The organism is Pseudomonas sp. LBUM1664 (assembly GCF_059695895.1).
The window spans coordinates 5,622,996-5,641,660 of record NZ_CP166791.1 but is presented as its reverse complement, the minus strand read 5'-3'; the positions used below and the strand labels follow the sequence as shown (position 1 = coordinate 5,641,660).

14 protein-coding genes are annotated in these 18,665 nt (G+C 59.5%); 2 read left to right on the top strand and 12 right to left on the bottom strand.

Annotation, left to right across the window (positions count from 1 at the left end):
• Positions 1–23: 23 nt before the first annotated feature.
• On the bottom strand, positions 24–683 hold the full coding sequence (locus tag ACA047_RS26295) for a hypothetical protein (RefSeq protein ID WP_497354397.1): 660 nt from the start codon (positions 681–683) through the stop codon (positions 24–26).
• A gap of 209 nt (positions 684–892) precedes the next feature.
• On the opposite strand from ACA047_RS26295, the gene ACA047_RS26290 reads away from it, so the two are divergent.
• Entirely contained in the window at positions 893–1,735 is an 843-nt protein-coding gene (locus ACA047_RS26290; protein WP_497354395.1) for a hypothetical protein, read from the top strand.
• A 20-nt stretch (positions 1,736–1,755) separates the two neighbouring features.
• Here the strand turns inward: ACA047_RS26290 and ACA047_RS26285 are convergent, their stop codons facing one another.
• From ACA047_RS26285 to prmA, 8 genes are all read right to left on the bottom strand, one after another.
• Positions 1,756–2,352, bottom strand: a complete 597-nt coding sequence (locus tag ACA047_RS26285) for a MarC family protein (protein ID WP_497354393.1) — start codon at positions 2,350–2,352, stop codon at positions 1,756–1,758.
• 62 nt (positions 2,353–2,414) lie between these two features.
• Entirely contained in the window at positions 2,415–5,189 is a 2,775-nt protein-coding gene (locus ACA047_RS26280) for a hybrid sensor histidine kinase/response regulator (RefSeq protein WP_497354391.1), read from the bottom strand.
• A 99-nt stretch (positions 5,190–5,288) separates the two neighbouring features.
• Positions 5,289–6,584: a phosphoribosylamine--glycine ligase gene (gene purD / locus ACA047_RS26275; RefSeq protein ID WP_497354389.1), complete on the bottom strand. Its 1,296-nt coding sequence runs from the start codon at positions 6,582–6,584 to the stop codon at positions 5,289–5,291.
• An 84-nt stretch (positions 6,585–6,668) separates the two neighbouring features.
• Complete coding sequence (gene purH / locus ACA047_RS26270) at positions 6,669–8,276, bottom strand: bifunctional phosphoribosylaminoimidazolecarboxamide formyltransferase/IMP cyclohydrolase (protein ID WP_497354387.1); 1,608 nt, start codon at positions 8,274–8,276, stop codon at positions 6,669–6,671.
• A gap of 83 nt (positions 8,277–8,359) precedes the next feature.
• Entirely contained in the window at positions 8,360–8,680 is a 321-nt protein-coding gene (gene fis, locus ACA047_RS26265; protein WP_003186237.1) for a DNA-binding transcriptional regulator Fis, read from the bottom strand.
• Entirely contained in the window at positions 8,677–9,684 is a 1,008-nt protein-coding gene (gene dusB, locus ACA047_RS26260; protein ID WP_497354384.1) for a tRNA dihydrouridine synthase DusB, read from the bottom strand. Before dusB ends, fis begins: the two co-directional genes overlap by 4 nt.
• A gap of 185 nt (positions 9,685–9,869) precedes the next feature.
• Positions 9,870–11,099, bottom strand: a complete 1,230-nt coding sequence (locus tag ACA047_RS26255; RefSeq protein WP_497354382.1) for a DUF3426 domain-containing protein — start codon at positions 11,097–11,099, stop codon at positions 9,870–9,872.
• A 30-nt stretch (positions 11,100–11,129) separates the two neighbouring features.
• A complete protein-coding gene (gene prmA / locus ACA047_RS26250; RefSeq protein ID WP_497354380.1) occupies positions 11,130–12,008 on the bottom strand; it encodes a 50S ribosomal protein L11 methyltransferase in 879 nt (292 codons plus the stop codon).
• Between the two features lie 190 nt (positions 12,009–12,198).
• On the opposite strand from prmA, the gene ACA047_RS26245 reads away from it, so the two are divergent.
• Positions 12,199–16,215 (top strand): dermonecrotic toxin domain-containing protein, encoded by a 4,017-nt coding sequence (locus ACA047_RS26245; protein ID WP_497354378.1) that lies wholly within the window; start codon positions 12,199–12,201, stop codon positions 16,213–16,215.
• A gap of 64 nt (positions 16,216–16,279) precedes the next feature.
• Here ACA047_RS26245 and accC read toward each other — a convergent pair whose 3' ends face one another.
• Genes accC through aroQ form a run of 3 tightly spaced genes read right to left on the bottom strand, consistent with a single transcriptional unit; the run spans position 16,280 to position 18,624 of the window.
• Positions 16,280–17,641, bottom strand: coding sequence for an acetyl-CoA carboxylase biotin carboxylase subunit (accC, locus tag ACA047_RS26240; protein WP_497354376.1), 1,362 nt, complete (start codon positions 17,639–17,641; stop codon positions 16,280–16,282).
• Positions 17,642–17,658: 17 nt separating this feature from the next.
• Complete coding sequence (gene accB, locus ACA047_RS26235; protein WP_497354374.1) at positions 17,659–18,123, bottom strand: acetyl-CoA carboxylase biotin carboxyl carrier protein; 465 nt, start codon at positions 18,121–18,123, stop codon at positions 17,659–17,661.
• Between the two features lie 48 nt (positions 18,124–18,171).
• A complete protein-coding gene (gene aroQ / locus ACA047_RS26230; protein WP_497354372.1) occupies positions 18,172–18,624 on the bottom strand; it encodes a type II 3-dehydroquinate dehydratase in 453 nt (150 codons plus the stop codon).
• Between the last annotated feature and the right edge of the window lie 41 nt (positions 18,625–18,665).

The following is an 18,665-nucleotide window of genomic DNA, read 5'->3' as shown; positions in this document are numbered from 1 at the left end:
CCGTCATTGGTGTTACGAGCCAATTAATCATTCATGGGGCGATTTTTCCTTAAGGTGAATCGACTCATGAGATGTTCTTCCAGTTTCTTTTTGATCAGCACTCTTTTGTTGTCGAGTTCGTTTTTGTCCAATCTCAGGAACACGCGCCGCTGAACGATTTTTGCAGATCGCTTTTCCCAATCCCAAAACAGAAAGCTACGTTTTTTTATATCAACGCTCAATTCGAGTTTATAGATAGCGATATGCAGGTTGCCTTGTGAGTCGTATCGGGCCGGGATGATTTGAAAGGCCTCGCCTTGTTGGGTCTCACTGTCAAAAGACAGCAGTGCCGGGTGATCGGTTTTCAAGGTGTCGAGCGTATCGATCATCGCGTTCGCTTGCCGCGAATCCTTCATGGTATGGGCGCTCTCTACCAGGAAGTCCGCCACGGAGCCTGAGACGATATGCTGGGTACGCGTGTAGATGGTGTCGCCATACAGCGACCAACCCAGAAAATTCAACGTGCGAGCATACTCTTCAAACCAGCCTTTCGGGTCGGTATAGCGGTGATGGCCAAGGTCGGCTGATTTCGTGGCGATGTTGGTGCAATCGGCGATGTCATTGTGGTCTTGCAGGGGCGGTGTTTCGATGTACGAAAACAGATTGGGGCCGGTTACCAGTCCGGTTAACAGTTCGTTGTCCATGAAGTTCTCTCCGTCAGAGTAGGTGGGCTGTTGTGCTTTTACAAATACAACAATGGGCGTGGACTTCAAGTGTGCGGGAGGCTTTAATTTAAAACTGGATGTTTTAATTTTGGTCTGGGAAGTGTCGCGGCCTACATATGTTGTAATCAGTCGGAGTTGTTGTTTGTGTGAAGGATAAATTAGATTGGCGTCTGTCCGCAGGAGCGGTCATGTACATAACCAAGGAAGTTTTTATGGAACAGTTTGAAAGTGAAGTCAGTGTTGCGCAAAGTGCCGAGTTAATCCAGACGCGTATAAACAAACGCAAGGTGCCGTTCTCCGCCAGTCGGCGTGTGCGTAGATCTCTCGAGCAGCTTGATGCTCCAACCAAGGCAATGGATGCACTGATGTTGGGCGATGCGCTCGTCGGCTATGGTAATAACATGTCGCTCAATAATATGGCGATCATGGAAAACCTCATGACCATGGCCATCATGGAGGCTAACTTTGAGTTTCCTGGCGGCAGGAATACCCAGGCGTGGTATGACGAGTTTATCCGATGCTTGCATGACCTCGGGTGTTTCGTGGCCGATGACGGGTATACACGCTACTCCGAGAGTTCCCAGCGTGTAGACATGGACTATGTGATCAGCGATATCGTCAAAGGGATCATTGACGGAGTGAAAGCCAGTCTGCCGGCAGCGTCGGTGCTCGGAGCGGTGGTAGACACCACGATTGACGGTTTGAAGAACGATAAGGAAACCATCAATCTGTTCAACAGCCAGGTCAAGACGGCCGACGGTGCGCGTTTATCGGTCATTCCCTGCGAACAGTTGGCCAACGGTATTCTGATCGCCTCGTCTGCCTCGATAAAACAGTCCGGTTCGTCGAATAACGGCGGTGTTCTTTTCGTGAACTGGCAAGCTTCGGCGCGGGAGATCTTTCGCGGTAAATCGTTCGTGACCTTCAACCCTGCTCGTTATGAGGAGTTCAGGTCCGATATCGAAGAGTACCTGGGCGAACATCGCAGGGAAGTCCTGAGGAAAAGATTCAACCGTCGCAAGCAGGCCTGAGTCTTCAGTTGCTGATGTTGCTACGGCACCAGATACCCTTTCACCCCGGTAAAGATAATCTGCGCGGCTAACGCACAAACAAACAGCCCCATCAGGCGGCTGACAATCTGCAAGCCCTGGTCGCCAAGAATCCGCTCGATGCGGCTGGACAGGTAAAGCACTACGCCGACGGTGAAGCTGGCCAGGGCGATGCTGATGATGGCCATGAGTTTGTCGTCCCAGTGCGGCTGGCTCACGCCCATCACCAGCAGGGCGCCGATGGTGCCGGGGCCGACGGTCAACGGAATGGTCAGCGGGACGATGGTCACGTCCTGCTGAACGTTGTCAGTTTGTACGGCCGACTTGCCTTGGGCCATGCCCAACGCCGAAATGAACAGCACGCTGCCGGCGCCGATACGAAACGCATCCACCGTGATGCCGAACACGCTGAAAATCACCCGCCCGAACAAGTACAGCAATACGCTGGACACCAGCGTCGCGGTCGCGACCTTCCAGGCCAGGCGTCGTTGTTCCTTGCGCGAATAACCGCGCGTCAGGCTGATAAAGCACGACAACACAAAGAAGGGGCTATAGAGCACCAGCATTTTCAGGTAAACACTGAACAGCACATGGAGCATGGTCGAAGCTCAAGACGGAGAAAGACGACGGGAGTCTATCAGGCGTTTTGCCGTCTGTCGGCTCAGGTCGTCTGCACTGTCCGGTTCTGCTGATCGCGCTGGGCCACCCAGTGTTCGATCAGCTCGCGCAGTTGCGACAGTTCCACCGGTTTGGCCATGTGCCCATCCATCCCGGCCTGACGCGCGCGTTCCTTATGTTCGGCCAGGATGTGTGCAGTGAGCGCCACCACCGGTGTGCGGGTTCGTTGGTTGCCGACTTCCCAGGCACGCAGTTGTTCGGTGGCGGAAAACCCGTCGAGGATCGGCATTTCGCAGTCCATCAATACCAGGTCGTAGCGCTGCTCCTTCATGGCCTTGAGGGCTTCTTCGCCATTGCTGGCGGTGTCGGGTTGCAAGTTGAGCTTGCCGAGCATGCCACGGATAACCTTGGTGGAAATGCTGTTGTCCTCGGCCACCAGGATGCGGAAATCGCTGGGTACTTTCACCGCGGCGGCAGGGACTGCGTTCACCGGTACGTTCGGCGTCTGACCTTTGTTGCGCTGGTTCAGTTCGTCCGCCAGGGTGGTCTTGAGGGTATAGCCGGCCACCGGTTTGGCGAGGATGCGCTTGACCCCGCTGTTACGCGCCACGATCTTGCTCGGCGCGTTGCTGATGCCGGTGAGCATGATCAACAGGATGTCGTGGTTCAGGCTCGGGTCTTCCTTGATCTTCGCCGCCAGTTGCATGCCGGTCATCCCGGGCATGTTCTGGTCCAGCAGCACCACGTCGAAATAGTCCCGCAGGTGAGCCTTGGTGCGCAGCAGCGCCAGGGCTTCCTTGCCTGATGGCACCGCGCTGACATTCAAGCCCCAGGCGCTGCATTGCTGTACCAGCACTTTGCGGCAGGTGTCATTGTCATCGACGATCAACACCCGCGCGCCTTGAAGGGGGCCATCGAGGTCGGAAGTTGGATGTTCGAGGCGATCCGGGTCCAGCGGCAAGGTCAGCCACAAGGTGCTGCCCTGTTTGCTGCCGCTTTTGATGCCGAATTCCCCGTGCATCAGCATGATCAGTTGGCGGGCGATGACCAGGCCCAGGTTGCCGCCCAGGCGTGTGGCCGAGAGGAAGTTCTTGCTGTGCAACTCGGCATGCATCAGCGTGTCACGTTCTTCGGCGTCCATGGGCGTCCCGCTGTCCTGCACTGCGATGCGCAGGCGCGGCTGATTGCTGCGCTCGTCGAGGGCCACGACGAGCAAGACTTCGCCCTCGTCGGTTTTTTTCAAGGCGTTTTCCAGCAGGCTCAGCAACGCCTGGCGCAGCCGCGTCGGGTCGCCGCTGATCACCCGCGGCACCTGAGGCTGGATGAAGCTGATCAGCTCGACGTTTTGCTGTTCGGCCTTGGCGCGGAAGATGCTCAGGCAGTCCTCGATCAACGCATTGAGGTCGAACTGCACGTCGTCCAATTCGATCTGCCCGGATTCGAGTCGGGAAATGTCGAGGATCTCGTTGATCAGGGTCAGCAGTTCATTGCCGGCGCTGTGGATCGTCTGCACGTAGTCGCGCTGCTTGACCGACAGCGGTGTGCCCAGCAGCAGTTCGGTCATGCCCAGTACGCCGTTCATCGGCGTGCGGATCTCGTGGCTGATCTTGGCCAGGAACTCGGCCTTGGCATTGATCTCGGCATTGCTCGCCGCCAGGTCGCGGCTGATGCTGAAACGGCTCTCGTTGATGGATCGCTGGCGTTCGCCCAAAGCGACACTCATCAGCAGGCCACTGATGCAGATGAACCCCAGCAGTGTAACGATCAGGCCTTGGGGCGCGACTTCCGTGAGCCCTTGCAGGGCGGGAAGGATGATCAGCGTGCCCAGGTTGAAAACCACCATCGCCGCGACGAACAGCCGTGCCGGGCGGTAGCCCTTTTGCCAGTGCCAGGCGCTGACGAACAGCATGCTCAGGCCGGCCAGGGCCACCAGTGCATAGGTCATGACATTGAGCGGCAGTGTGTTGACGAACAACAGCAGCAGGCCGCACAGCATGATGAACATGATCTCCCCCAGCAGCAGCCGGTTCAACGGATGCGCTCCCAGGGGTGCGAAAAAGCGGTAGGCAAACATCAGGCCGCAGGGCGCGGTCAGCAGCAGGGCCAGGTAGGCGCCCGGTGTCTGGATTGCCGGCCAGTCAGGCAGCCAGGCCCCGGCCAGGTTCAGCAGCAGCACCAGGCTCAGCATCAGCAGCCCTTCACAGGCCGCCAGCCACAGGCAGCTGCGGGAACGGGTGTAGGCGTAGCGGGTGAGGTTGTGCAGGATCAGCATGGCGATGCAGCCGAACAGCAACCCATAGATCAGCGTCTGGTTCTGATCGGCCGCCGCCATTATTGCCGGTTGCAGGGTTACGTAGGGGCGCAGTTCGAGTCGGGACGACAGGCGCAGGTAGACGTCCAGCGGTTTATCGCTGCGAGGCAGCGCGAGCATGAAATCGCTGCTGGGCATGGGGTGTTCGGTACGTGGCAGGGTATTGCCGATGACTTGCTGGTCAACCAGGGCATCGCCGTCCAGCACGTAGAGATTCAGGCGTGCCAGGTCGGGCGCGAAGACGCGCAATATTTGTTCATGCTGGTCGGGGGCCAGCCGGAAACGCAGCCACAGAGCCCCGTTGGGTGCGGCTGGCCTGAGGCGGTCCAGGTCGATGGGGCTGAATTGATTGGTGTAGCGGGCAGAGCGGATGTCGCTCAGCTTCAGGTCGCCCTGTTCGTCGAGCAATACCGCCCAGCCACTGCCTGGCACGGCCTGCGCCGGGAGCATGCAGAGCAGCGTCAGCAGGGTGACGGTAAAGCCTATGGCAATCCTGAGCCAGCGCACGGCGAAATCCCTTCGTAGGTTGATGCCAGATTATAACTATGCGCGGCGCCCGAGCAGACAGGCAAGGGCCATGGACCCTTGCCTGGCTAAATGGCCGGGTTATTCCAGACTTTCGCCACGTTCGCGGGCAATGGCGCGGTAGCCAATGTCCTTGCGGTAGAAACAGCCTTCCCAATTGATCTCGGCGGCAAGCTTGTAGGCCTGCTGCTGAGCGGCATCGACACTGGCGCCCATGGCGGTGGCGCAAAGCACGCGACCGCCGGCGGTGACCACTTGTCCATCCTTCAACCCAGTGCCAGCGTGGAAAACCTTGCCTTCCAACCGGGCCGCGGCGTCCAGGCCTTGAATCGCGCTGCCCTTGGCGTAGTCGCCCGGGTAACCGCCAGCCGCCAATACGACACCGACGCTTGGGCGCGGATCCCATTGGGCTTCGACTTTGTCCAGCGCCTGGGCCAGGGCGGCTTCGACCAGCAACACCAGGCTCGATTGCAGGCGCAGCATCACCGGCTGGGTTTCAGGATCGCCGAAACGGCAGTTGAATTCGATGACTTTTGGGTTACCAGCCTTGTCGATCATCAGGCCGGCATACAGGAAACCGGTGTAGACGTTGCCTTCCTCGGCCATGCCGCGCACGGTCGGCCAGATCACCAGGTCCATGACCCGCTGATGCACTTGGGCGGTAACCACTGGGGCAGGGGAGTAGGCACCCATGCCGCCGGTGTTCGGACCGCTGTCGCCGTCGCCGACACGTTTGTGGTCCTGGCTGGTGGCCATCGGCAAGACGTTCTTGCCATCGACCATGACGATGAAGCTGGCTTCTTCGCCGTCGAGGAACTCTTCGATCACCACCCGGGAACCGGCGTCACCGAAGGCATTGCCGGCCAGCATGTCGCGCACCGCGTCTTCGGCCTCGGCCAGGGTCATGGCAACGATCACACCTTTACCGGCGGCCAGGCCATCGGCCTTGATCACGATCGGTGCGCCTTTCTCGCGCAGGTAAGCCAGGGCCGGCTCGATTTCGGTGAAGTTTTGGTAATCGGCGGTCGGAATCTTGTGACGCGCCAGGAAATCCTTGGTAAAGGCTTTAGAGCCTTCCAGCTGCGCGGCGCCAGCGGTCGGGCCGAAGCAATCCAGGCCACGGGAGCGGAACAGATCGACCACACCGGCAACCAGCGGCACTTCCGGACCGACGATGGTCAGCGAGACGTTCTTTTCGGCGAAATCGGCCAGTTGTTCCAGGGCCAGCACGTCGATAGCGACGTTTTCGCACTTGGCTTCGATGGCGGTGCCGGCATTGCCCGGTGCCACGAAAACTTTCTGCACACGCGGATCCTGAGCCACTTTCCAGGCCAGGGCGTGTTCACGGCCACCGCTGCCAATGATCAAAACATTCATTTCAAAAACCTCGGATGACGCTGATTCTGTTGAGCACCGCAGAGATGCTTTTCTGTGGGAGCCAGCTCCCACAGTGGATCTATGTTAGTGACGGAAGTGGCGCATTCCCGTGAATACCATTGCAATCCCTGCCTCATCAGCGGCAGCAATCACTTCGCTGTCACGCATCGAGCCACCCGGTTGGATCACCGCAGTGATACCCACTTTGGCCGCGTTGTCGATGCCGTCGCGGAACGGGAAAAACGCATCGGAGGCCATGACCGCGCCCTGTACCTGCAAGCCGGCGTGTTCAGCCTTGATCGCGGCGATGCGGGCCGAGTTCACGCGGCTCATCTGGCCGGCGCCGACGCCGATGGTCTGACGGTTCTTGGCGTAGACGATGGCGTTGGACTTGACGTACTTGGCGACTTTCCAGGCGAAGATCAGGTCGTTGATTTCCTGCTCGCTCGGGGCGCGCTTGGTCACCACTTTAAGATCTTCGCTGCCGATCATGCCAATGTCGCGGCTCTGTACCAGCAGGCCGCCGTTGACACGCTTGTAGTCCCAAGCCGGCGCACGATCAGCCGACCATTGACCGCAGGCCAGCAGGCGCACATTGGCCTTGGCGGCGACAATGGCACGGGCTTCTTCGCTGACCGAAGGCGCGATGATCACTTCGACGAACTGGCGCTCGACGATGGCCTTGGCGGTCTCGGCGTCCAGTTCACGGTTGAAGGCGATGATGCCGCCGAAGGCCGATTCAGTGTCGGTGGCGTAGGCCAGTTCGTAGGCCTGGCGAATGCCGCCCTCGGCGTCCGGGCTCACGGCCACGCCGCACGGGTTGGCGTGCTTGACGATCACGCAGGCTGGCTTGACGAAGCTCTTCACGCATTCCAGCGCGGCATCGGTGTCGGCCACGTTGTTGAACGACAGTTCCTTGCCTTGCAGCTGGGTGGCGGTGGCAATGCCGACTTCGGCAGGCTTGGCTTCCACGTAGAACGCCGCGCTCTGGTGCGGGTTCTCGCCGTAGCGCATTTCCTGGGCCTTGATGAACTGGCTGTTGAAGGTGCGCGGGAACTCGCTGCGACCGGAGGTCGAAAGGGCTTCGGCCGCCTGGTTCACGGTGCCCATGTAGTTGGCGATCATGCCGTCATAGGCGGCGGTGTGTTCGAAGGCCTTGAGCATCAGGTCGAAACGCTGGGCGTAGGTCAGGCCGCCGGCCTTGAGGTTGTCCAGCACGCTGGCGTAGTAGCTGGCGTTGACCACGATGGCCACGTCTTTGTGGTTCTTGGCCGCCGAGCGGACCATGGTCGGGCCACCGATGTCGATGTTCTCGATGGCGGTCGGCAGGTCGCAGCCTGGCTTGTTGATGGTGGCTTCGAACGGGTACAGGTTCACCGCTACCAGGTCGATCGGCTTGATGCCGTGTTCGTTCATGATGGCGTCGTCGATGCCGCGACGACCCAGGATCCCGCCATGGATTTTCGGGTGCAGGGTCTTGACCCGACCGTCCATCATCTCCGCAAAACCGGTGTAGTCCGCAACTTCCACTGCGGCTACGCCGTTGTCCTGCAGCAACTTGAAGGTCCCGCCGGTGGAGAGAATCTCGACGCCTAGCTGTTGCAGCTCGCGGGCGAATTCGAGGATCCCGGTCTTGTCGGAGACGCTGATCAAGGCGCGGCGGATCGGCAGGCGGGTGGTCTGGTCGGTCATTTCAATTTCCATCAAAAGCAAGGGAAGTCAGCAAAAAAGGCGACCGTTTTTTACGCGGGCGCCTTTCTGGTTTGATTGAATGCTTACAGCAGATCGTACTGCTTGAGTTTCTTGCGCAGGGTGCCGCGGTTCAGGCCCAGCAGCTCACTGGCCTTGGTCTGGTTGCCCTTGACGTAGTTCATCACGCTTTCGAGCAGGGGTGCCTCGACTTCGGAAAGCACCAGGTTGTACACATCCGTGACGGCAGCGCCCTCAAGGTGGGCGAAATAATTGTGCAGCGCCTTCTCGACACTCCCGCGAAGGGTCTGACCTTCTTCGCTGGGCGTATTGAGGTGCTGTTTCAAATTCACGTTGTCGCTCACGGGTGTTGTTCCACTCACTAAAGTCTCGGTCATCATCGTCATGCGGCCACCCCTTCGTCCCCTGTCAGGCTCTTGTAACGTTCAGCGAAGAACACCTGAACGTCGGCGCATTGTGCTTGCGTACCATCCAAACGATTGAAGCGGGCGCGAAACTCCCTGGCGCCCGGCAGGGTTGCGAGATACCAGCCCACATGCTTGCGTGCGATGCGTACACCCATGACTTCTCCATAGAAGGCATGCAGCGCGGCCAGATGCTCTAGCAGAATACGTTCCACCTCGGACAACTGCGGCGCAGCGAGCTTTTCGCCGGTGCGCAGGAAGTGTTCGATCTCACGAAAAATCCATGGCCGCCCCTGGGCAGCCCGGCCGATCAACAGGCCATCGGCACCGGTCGCGTCCAACACGTACCGGGCCTTCTCGGGCGAATCGACGTCGCCGTTGGCAAAGACCGGAATCGACACCGCCTGCTTGATCGCGGCGATGGTGTCGTACTCAGCCTCACCGGTGTACAGGTCGGCACGGGTGCGGCCATGCACCGCCAGCGCCGTGATACCTGCCTGTTCGGCGATCTTCGCCACCGTCAGGCCGTTCTTGTTCTCCCGGTCCCACCCGGTGCGGATCTTCAGGGTCACCGGCACATCAACCGCGGCGACGACCGCCTGCAGGATCTCGGTGACCAGGGCTTCATTTTTCAACAGTGCCGAGCCTGCAGCCTTGTTGCAGACCTTCTTCGCCGGGCAGCCCATGTTGATGTCGATGATCTGTGCGCCCAGCGCCACATTGGCGCGGGCCGCCTCCGCCAGCATCTGTGCGTCGCCACCGGCGATCTGTACCGAGCGGGGCTCGGGATCGCCTTCGTGGATCATGCGCAGACGCGATTTGCGGGTGTTCCACAAACTCATGTCGCTGGTGACCATTTCCGAAACCACAAGACCGGCGCCCAATCGCTTGCACAACTGACGAAAGGGCTGATCGGTGACGCCCGCCATAGGGGCGAGAACCAGGCCGTTCTGTAATGTATATGGGCCGATGCGTACCGCCGACATAGGACTTCCCTGAAGTGGGGCCGGATCATGAGACTTCGAAAAAGGGTTGGCATGATACCCGCTCTCGATGACTGGATAAAGGTCGAATTGGATAAAATCTGAACAGCTATTTTGTTATCGCCAGCGGTTTGGTCCGGGTGGGGTGAGTCAGGAACCTGCCGTCAATTGGCCGGCCCTGGCGGCTTTCACTCGGGTGAATGGAAGCTCAGGCTGTAGTTCACCGCTTTGGGTCCAGGGTCCAGGATATCCAGCGCGATGTGGATGGGCGTCTGCGGTGGCATTTCCCCCCGGCCTTCAAGATCGCCACCCAGATACTCCCCGGGCTTGAAACGTCGACTGGCGATCAGGTGCCCGTTGAGGTCGGCGAAGCGCAGTTCCAGCAACGGAAAAGGTTGGGAGAAAGGCGCACGGTTGTAAATGATCGCGTCTACCACAAGGGCGCCGCTGAACTCCGGATGGCTGCGCACCACCAGATTACTGCTTTTGATCTTGGCGATGTCGACCTTGGACGGTACGTCGCAACCAATGGTCGGGCAGATTTGCAGGAACCACGGGCGGTACTGGTCCTGGCGGGCCAGTTCCTCGAAATGGTAGGCAATGTACTGGCCGGCCAGGGCGGCGGCGGCGAGCAGTATCAACAGGCTCCACAGCAGGCGTCGACCCCAGGGCGAGCGGCGTTTGCGCCAGTCCAGTTGCAGTGGGTCGTCGTCCAGGTCCTGAAGGGCTTCGGCGCGTATTCCGGGCTCGTGGCGCTCGCGCGTCTTGCGAGGCGGCACCAGTTGCGTCGGTTCTTCGTCGTGGTCGTCGGTGGCCGACAGGCGCTCGAGGTGTTCGTGGGGCTCGTCGTCCGGCTCCAGGCGCAACGGCGTGGCAGGCTCATCGTCCGGCTCCAGCGGTTCAAGGGCCAGGGACAAGGACGGCTCGGTGCGCGGCGGCCGGGCGGGCTCATGGGGGGAGAACGGCTCGGCGGGTGCCTGGATGACGGCTTCGGCGCGTTCGTTGGAGGATTCGCTGTACAGGCTATCGGACCAGGGCTCCTGCTCGTTCGAGAGGGGGTCGCGTTGCGCACTCAGGTTGTCTTCGCGGCGCCTGCCGACATTTCCCGGGGCTCGATTGTCTCGCCGCTCCAGGCGCGCCAGCTCCTTGTCCAGATCATCGAGGTCCAGCTCGGCGGCAGACCATTGTTTCTGGCTGATCGCCCGGGGCGGCACTTGGGCAGCAGGAGGCTTGATGGGCGGCGCAAGGGCGGGAACCGCTTCCTTGACTATGCGTTTTTCCAGCAATTGCCGTGCGGCATTGAACACTTGCAGGCACGAGCCGCAACGAACCACCCCGCGGGCCACGTTCAATTGAGCATGGCTGACGCGAAAACTGGTGTGGCAATGCGGGCACTGGGTGACGAAGCTGTCAGTCATGCGGCAATCCGGTCGATACAAGCGGCCATTCTAGCGCCGACGTCCGGTGATGCGCACCCAGCCATCGCGATTGGCGATCGGGTCCAGGTCAAAGTCTGCGGCATAAGCGGCGGCAACTTCTTCGCCCTGTTCGGCCAGGATGCCCGACAGCGCCAGGCGCCCGCCCGGCTTGACCAGGCTCGACAGTTGCGGCGCCAGGGACACCAGCGGACCGGCCAGGATATTGGCCACCAGCACGTCGGCCTGGACCTGTGGCAAGTCTTGCGGCAGGTACAGCGGGAACAGTTCTTCGGCAATGTTGTTGCGCCCGGCGTTGTCGCGGGATGCTTCCAGGGCCTGGACGTCGATGTCGGTACCGACCGCCTCCTTGGCGCCCAGCAGGAGCGCGGCAATGGCCAGGATCCCTGAGCCGCAGCCGAAGTCGAGCACGTTGCAGTCCTTCAGATCCTGGCCGTCGAGCCATTCCAGGCACAGCGCGGTGGTCGGGTGTGTGCCGGTGCCGAACGCCAGGCCCGGGTCCAGCAGCAGGTTCACCGCATCTGGCTGCGGCGCGGCATGCCAGCTCGGTACGATCCACAGGCGCTGGCCGAAGCGCATTGGCTGGAAGTTGTCCATCCAGCTGCGTTCCCAGTCCTGGTCTTCGATCACTTCGCTGTGATGCTCGGGCAACGGGCTGCCAGTCAGCAGCTCCAGATGGGCGAGCACGCTGGTCGCTTCGGTGCCGCCTTCGAACAGGGCCAGCAGGTGGGTGTGGGACCACAGTGGGGTGGTATTGAGTTCCGGCTCGAAGATCGGCTGGTCTTCGGCGTCCATGAAGGTGACCGATACGGCGCCCACTTCAAGAAACGCGTCTTCGTAGGTTTCGGCTTGTTCCGGGCTGATGGCCAGACGTACTTGCAGCCAAGGCATGGCGGGCACCTTTGGAAAATATCTACAGGGGCAGCGCGGGGCTGCAAAGGCGCGCAGTGTACGCCAGGTCACCGTCAAAGTGGATAAGGAGTCTTGTACCGTTCAGGTGGGTGTTTCGATATATATATGTACGACATGGGCGTGTTGCAGGCGGATAAGGTGAGGGTCCACACAACAGGGAGGAAAAGTGATGGACAACACCACAGAGCAGCAAAGTAAAGGGAATGGCACGGGGCCGGTATCTTCCCCGCAGGTAGTCACTGCAAAAGCGATTCTGGAGAAATTGTCCCAATGGGCGGCTGCCATTGATCCACGGTTGCAAAACCAGATGACCTTGCTGGAGATGCTGGAAGAGTATCTCTTGATCGAACTGCGCACCCATTACAGTGAAGGCAATATAGATCAACACTTCATCGGGGTCCTGCTCGACACCGTACTGCAACGAATGATTGACCAGAAACCTTTGTCTTATGACGAAGAGCAGGATGCGCCCTACCGCTGGCCTGGAGGCGCTGACCTGGGGTTCCCGGCCGAGAGGCGGGATGTCCTGACCCAGATTGTGGAAAGTGCGTCCTCGGGTTTTATCAAACACTACAAGGACTATCTGCATCGTCATTGGAGTTTGACAGGCGAGGATACCGCGCTTGTTCGGGCGGTCGAACAAAAGCGTGCTGAGCACCTGGCTGCAATCAGCACGCTTTTCCAGCGCGACCAGTTGGTTGCCATGAGCGTTGATGAACTACGAGAAAAAGTTGAAGAGACACAGGGTGCCTGGCGTCGGGCGTTGCAAATAACCGCGCTGGCGACATCGCAAGAACGCCAGCGTCTTGAGGCTATCGCGCACTCGCAATTGCCTGGTTGGCTGAGGGCGCTGAGTGAGCCCGATCAAGCACTGTTGCAGGATTACCTGCAGCAGACATCGCAAGCGCAGGAGCTGGTGGATGAGCAGCTCGAGGGCCTGGATTCGCTGCGGGCCTACGCGCGTCGACTGATCAGGGACTATGTCCGGGTTGAGTTGGGCATGGAGGTCGACCCCGACAGCATTCAGCTGCGCCTGCAGTGGAAAACGGTTGTTGGCGAGCCAGTGCACACCTGCAACCTGAGCGAGTTGCTGGCGGGGGGGCCATTAAGGAACGACACCATCTCGGTACTCTCGGTGAAAAATGGCACCATGCGGCGCAATCAGCCCCTTTCTCCTGAGTTCATGACCCGGTTGCTCGCGGATGTGGATGCTCCAGCAGGATATTTGCAAGCGCTTACCGACCAATATGGTCGTGCAGAACTGAAAGACGCCATGCTCGATTGGTACACGGCTCGACTGTGGCAAAGCGCCTTTATTGCGCGTTGCGCAGGCCATTTGAGCGTGACCGGCCATGACAGTTTCAAAGCCCTGTGGGAGAGCGGCCTCTCGCAGAGGTCCGCCACCGTTTTGCGTGTCTGCGGTCTTGAGCTTCCCAACGCCCTGGAATGTGCTGATCTTCTGTTGTTCTACCGCGAAGATGAGCAGGGTGCGGCCAGCGACCTGTTGCTGTATGCCCCCGGCAAGCCCGATGGGCAGGAGTGGATCGAACTGGTCTCTCTGAGGGCTTTGAGCGCAGAGATAGGCGGGTGGACCAAAAACGAGGCCGGTCGTGAGTACCTGTTGCAGCAACTCGATCCCTCCCGTCGTGGGGCGGCCGAGGCTTTTTTTATCACGACGCTGGACAAGCCGGCGTCATGGGATTTGAGCAAAGACCTCCGGGGCGCGGTAGCTGGCCTCGTGTTTTGTCTTGCGGACGCGGTTGAGATGGGACTGGCTAATCATCTGAAGCAAGTGGAGCTGAGCGAGTCCCCCCGATGGTACTCCGCTCGGCCAATTGATTCCCGGCGACTCATTAGCAGTTTGGGTCATGAGCTGCGGGTCCATCAGCAAGTGTTCAATGATCAGCTTGCGAGTTATGAAGTTTTTGTGGACTTCGCCAAACGAACCGTCATGCACGAGATTGCCCCTTACATGCGCAGCAAAGGGGTGCGAGAGCCGGTTGACCCTGCAACTGTTCTCATCGACTACCACCCAGGGCTGGCGGATGGACAGGCGAAGGTAGCCAGCTTGCTGGAGCTGGCGATTCATGGGTACGACGACAACTCGGGTATCGACCATCCCCAAAAAGGTGTGCGCTCTTCTGTTGGGCAGGATCTCAGGCAGGTTCGCAGCGCGGAGTTGGCGCCCTACATCCGAAGTGCGTACCTGGGCGAAAAATATGCCAGGCATATACGTGCCCGGTTTCTTACGGTTACGGATCCTGCATACGATGGGCGCCGCGATGCCTACAAAAGAATGTTGCGGGTCAAGATGGACCGCGACCTGCGGGTCGCCCACGGCAAATCCCGGTTGAACGATGAAGAGTTCTCCAAGCTCACCCGACAAGTCACCCTTTTAGATCGTCGGGACGTTGCGGGCAGTCCTTCGCACCCGAGCGCTGTCGTAGCGCGTGAAGGGCTTGTCAAGTTCACCCTCGGCGGCCATGTGGTACTGGGCGCTTACGTTTTTACCTATTTTGATTCGACGGGAGCCCATTATTGGTTGTACACCCCCGACGCTCCGGACGGTGTCATGTTCCGCCCGTATTGGGGGTTTTTTGGGGAGGTCGTCGCACAACTGCACGATTACCTGCTGGGCCGGGTTGCACTCAGCGCGCGTGCCGCAGCAAGGCGCTCACTGACCGCTTTAAGGGCGTCGACCACTCGCGTCGATACATTGCGCGAGTTCAATCGCGTGAGTGATTTAAAGACTGAGTTCGATGCCTATATCACCCGTGCCCTCACGGATGTGGAGCATGTCACCAAAAGTCGTGCCGAGGTGATCACGCATCAGGTCATCAAGGGGCTGCTCCTGGCGACCGTTCCGGTGTGCATGGTTTATCCACCCTTTGCCTTGCTGCTGGATGTCGTCTTTATTGTCATCAGCTCCAGGCAGGCGATCGAGGCACACTCCGAAGGCGATACGGCCGGCGCGCTGGAACACTGGTTGCACGCATCCTGGGGAGCACTGTTCGCGGTGCTCGGGGCAGGGGCTGCCGTCATGCTGCTAGGGCTGGCGGCCAGGAACTTGAAGACTGCCGTTAGACCTCTGTCATTGGCCGCCCAGCGCTTAAAGAAAGTGACTTCGGTCGCAGCCAGGGAGGGCGGGCCGGTGATTCAGCCCATACGCTTTAAACCGAAACAGGCGGTCAGAGCAACGCCTGAAAACCTGCAACTGGTGACCGAGCAGAGCCTCTATCGGGGCACCTATCGCAGCCCGGCCAGTGCGTCACAACCACTGGATACTTACTACATTGCCAGCAAAGGCAGGTACTACCAGGTGAGGAGGGATCCCTATTTTGACGGCCTGTGTCTGGTGGATGCCAGTCGTCCGGGAGCGTTCTACAAGCAGCCGATAACCAGGATGGCGAATGGGAAGTGGACCTTCAATAAAGTGGGGTTGAGGGGGGGCAACGGCGAGGTGCGCGATCTCGGGAGCATAACCGACCTGCGTGAGGTGTTTCATGGCGCGCCGATAATGGAAAGGGGAGCGTTGCAGGGCGAAGCAGTGGTTGGAAGGTTCAGAGCGCATGCGCATGCCAACTATCTGTTCTCGCTGAACGGACAGACAACCGTGATAGCGTCGTTGTATAACCCGAGCAACAAGCTTGGTGCAGTCATCCATTACGATCACAACATCGGCCATCTCATCGAGCGAAGTGTCCGGGATTTGATCAGGCGCCTGGGGGGATCTGCGAAGGATATTCGCGTCACCCTGGTGGGCGGGGTTGGGCAGGTGGACGGTGGTATAGGCAGTTCGGTCAGGTCGGTGATGAGCACGCTAGGGTTGAGCCCCACGGGGCATCATTGGACCCATTACACGAGCTGGAACAGTATTCATGGCGTATCACTGAATCTGGAAAATGGCGTCACTTCGGTGTTCAGGACATCAAGAAGTCTGGTCGAGAGGTACTACTCCTTTACCCTTTCGCAAGCGAAATATCCTTTTGGTAGTCTCGCGGACCCGATATTGGTGCGCTCGCGAATGTTTCTGAGGCGCACCGAGAGTGAAAGGTTGCTGGAGCGGGCGGATGGCTTCGTTTATGACGGGGCTGGCGCGCCAGGGAGCGCTAGGGATATTGAATCATTCAAGTTCCATGCAGTGGATCTGACGGTGGAGATGAGCCCATCCGTTTCCCTGCCGTAACCTGCGGCAAGACAAAAAAAGACCCCGGCCAATGGACCGGGGTCTTTTTACATCACGTGAAGCATCAAGCCTGGTTAGCCAGCTTGTGTTCCAGGTAATGGATGTTGACGCCGCCTTTGCAGAAGCCTTCGTCACGGACCAGGTCGCGGTGCAGCGGGATGTTGGTCTTGATCCCGTCCACCACGATTTCGTCCAGCGCATTGCGCATGCGCGCCATGGCTTCTTCGCGGGTCGCCCCGTAGGTGATCAGCTTGCCGATCAACGAATCGTAGTTCGGTGGAACCGCGTAACCGCTGTACAGGTGCGAATCGACACGAACGCCATTGCCGCCCGGGGCGTGGAAATGCTTGACCGTGCCTGGGCTTGGCATGAAGGTTTTCGGGTCCTCGGCGTTGATCCGGCATTCCAGCGAGTGACCGCGGATAACCACATCATCCTGGGTGAACGACAGCTTGTTGCCGGCGGCGATGCTGAGCATCTCCTTGACGATGTCGATACCGGTGACCATTTCCGAAACCGGGTGCTCCACCTGAACACGGGTGTTCATCTCGATGAAGTAGAAACTGCCGTTCTCGTACAGGAACTCGAAGGTACCGGCACCGCGGTAGCCGATGTCGATGCAGGCCTTGACGCAGCGTGCCAGGACTTCCTCGCGAGCCTTCTCGTCGATGCCCGGTGCCGGCGCTTCTTCGAGAACCTTCTGGTGACGACGTTGCAGCGAGCAATCGCGGTCGCCCAGATGGATGGCATGGCCCTGGCCGTCGGACAGCACCTGGACTTCGACGTGGCGCGGGTTGGTCAGGAATTTTTCCAGGTAGACCATCGGGTTGCCGAACGCCGCGCCTGCTTCGGAGCGGGTCAGTTTCGCCGAGGAAATCAGGTCTTCTTCCTTGTGTACCACGCGCATGCCGCGACCACCGCCGCCGCCAGCGGCCTTGATGATCACCGGGTAACCGACTTCGCGACCGATGCGCAAAGCGGTTTCTTCGTCTTCAGGCAGCGGGCCGTCGGAACCCGGAACGGTAGGTACACCAGCGGCAATCATGGCGTGCTTGGCCGAAACCTTGTCGCCCATCAGGCGGATGGTGTCGGCTTTCGGACCGATGAAAGCAAAACCGGACTTTTCGACCTGTTCGGCGAAGTCGGCGTTTTCCGCCAGGAAACCGTAACCTGGGTGAATGGCGGTGGCGCCGGTCACTTCGGCGGCGGCGATGATCGCCGGGATGTGCAGGTAAGAGTGCGCAGCCGACGCCGGACCGATGCAGACGGATTCGTCTGCCAGGCCCAGGTGCATCAGTTCTTTGTCGGCCTTGGAGTAAACGGCGACGGTCTTGATGCCCATCTCTTTGCAGGCACGCAGAATCCGCAGGGCAATTTCACCGCGGTTGGCGATCAGTACTTTTTCCAACTTCGCAGGTTTCAACATCGAAGGCTCTCCGCGGTTCAAACGATAGTGAACAGCGGTTGGTCGAACTCAACCGGCTGGCCGTCTTCAACGAGGATGGACTCGATCGCACCGCTGGTTTCAGCTTCGATGTGGTTCATCATCTTCATGGCTTCGACGATGCACAGGGTGTCGCCTTTCTTCACGGTCTGGCCAACTTCAACGAAGGACGGTGAGCCCGGGCCAGACTTGCGATAGAACGTGCCTACCATTGGCGAGCGAGCCACGGTGCCGTTGAGCACTGGCGCGGCAGGTGCTGCTGGCGCGGCGGCGGCAACTGGCGCTGCTGCCGGAGCAGGTGCAGCGACCGGAGCCTGCATCGGGGCCGGTGCATAGAACTGCTGGGCCGGGGTTTTGCTGTGGCGGCTGATGCGTACGGACTCTTCGCCTTCCTTGATCTCAAGCTCGTCGATGCCGGACTCTTCCAGCAATTCGATTAGTTTCTTAACTTTACGGATATCCATGAATCATCAACTCCCAAGGGTCGGTCAGGGGCGTTTAACGCTTGTTGTTCAAGCTGTTGCCTGTCTTTCAAGCTGTTCTAGAGCGGCCTCCAGGGCCAGTCGGTAACCGCTGGCGCCAAGGCCGCAGATCACTCCCACCGCTACATCGGAGAAGTAAGAGTGATGGCGGAAAGGTTCGCGTTTGTGCACGTTCGACAAATGCACTTCGATGAATGGGATGCTCACCGCCAGCAGCGCGTCACGTAATGCGACACTTGTGTGCGTAAAAGCTGCGGGATTGATCAAAATGAAGTCCACACCTTCGCCACGCGCGGCATGGATACGGTCGATCAATTCATATTCGGCGTTGCTTTGCAGATAGAGCAAATGATGGCCGGCGTTGCGGGCCCTCTGTTCCAGGTCCTGGTTGATCTGGGCCAGTGTCACGGCCCCGTAGAGCCCCGGTTCACGGGTGCCAAGCAGGTTCAAGTTGGGTCCGTGGAGGACCAATAGGGTCGCCATCTGCTATTCCTTGTTATCTGTGAGCAGGTGTCAGAACCCGG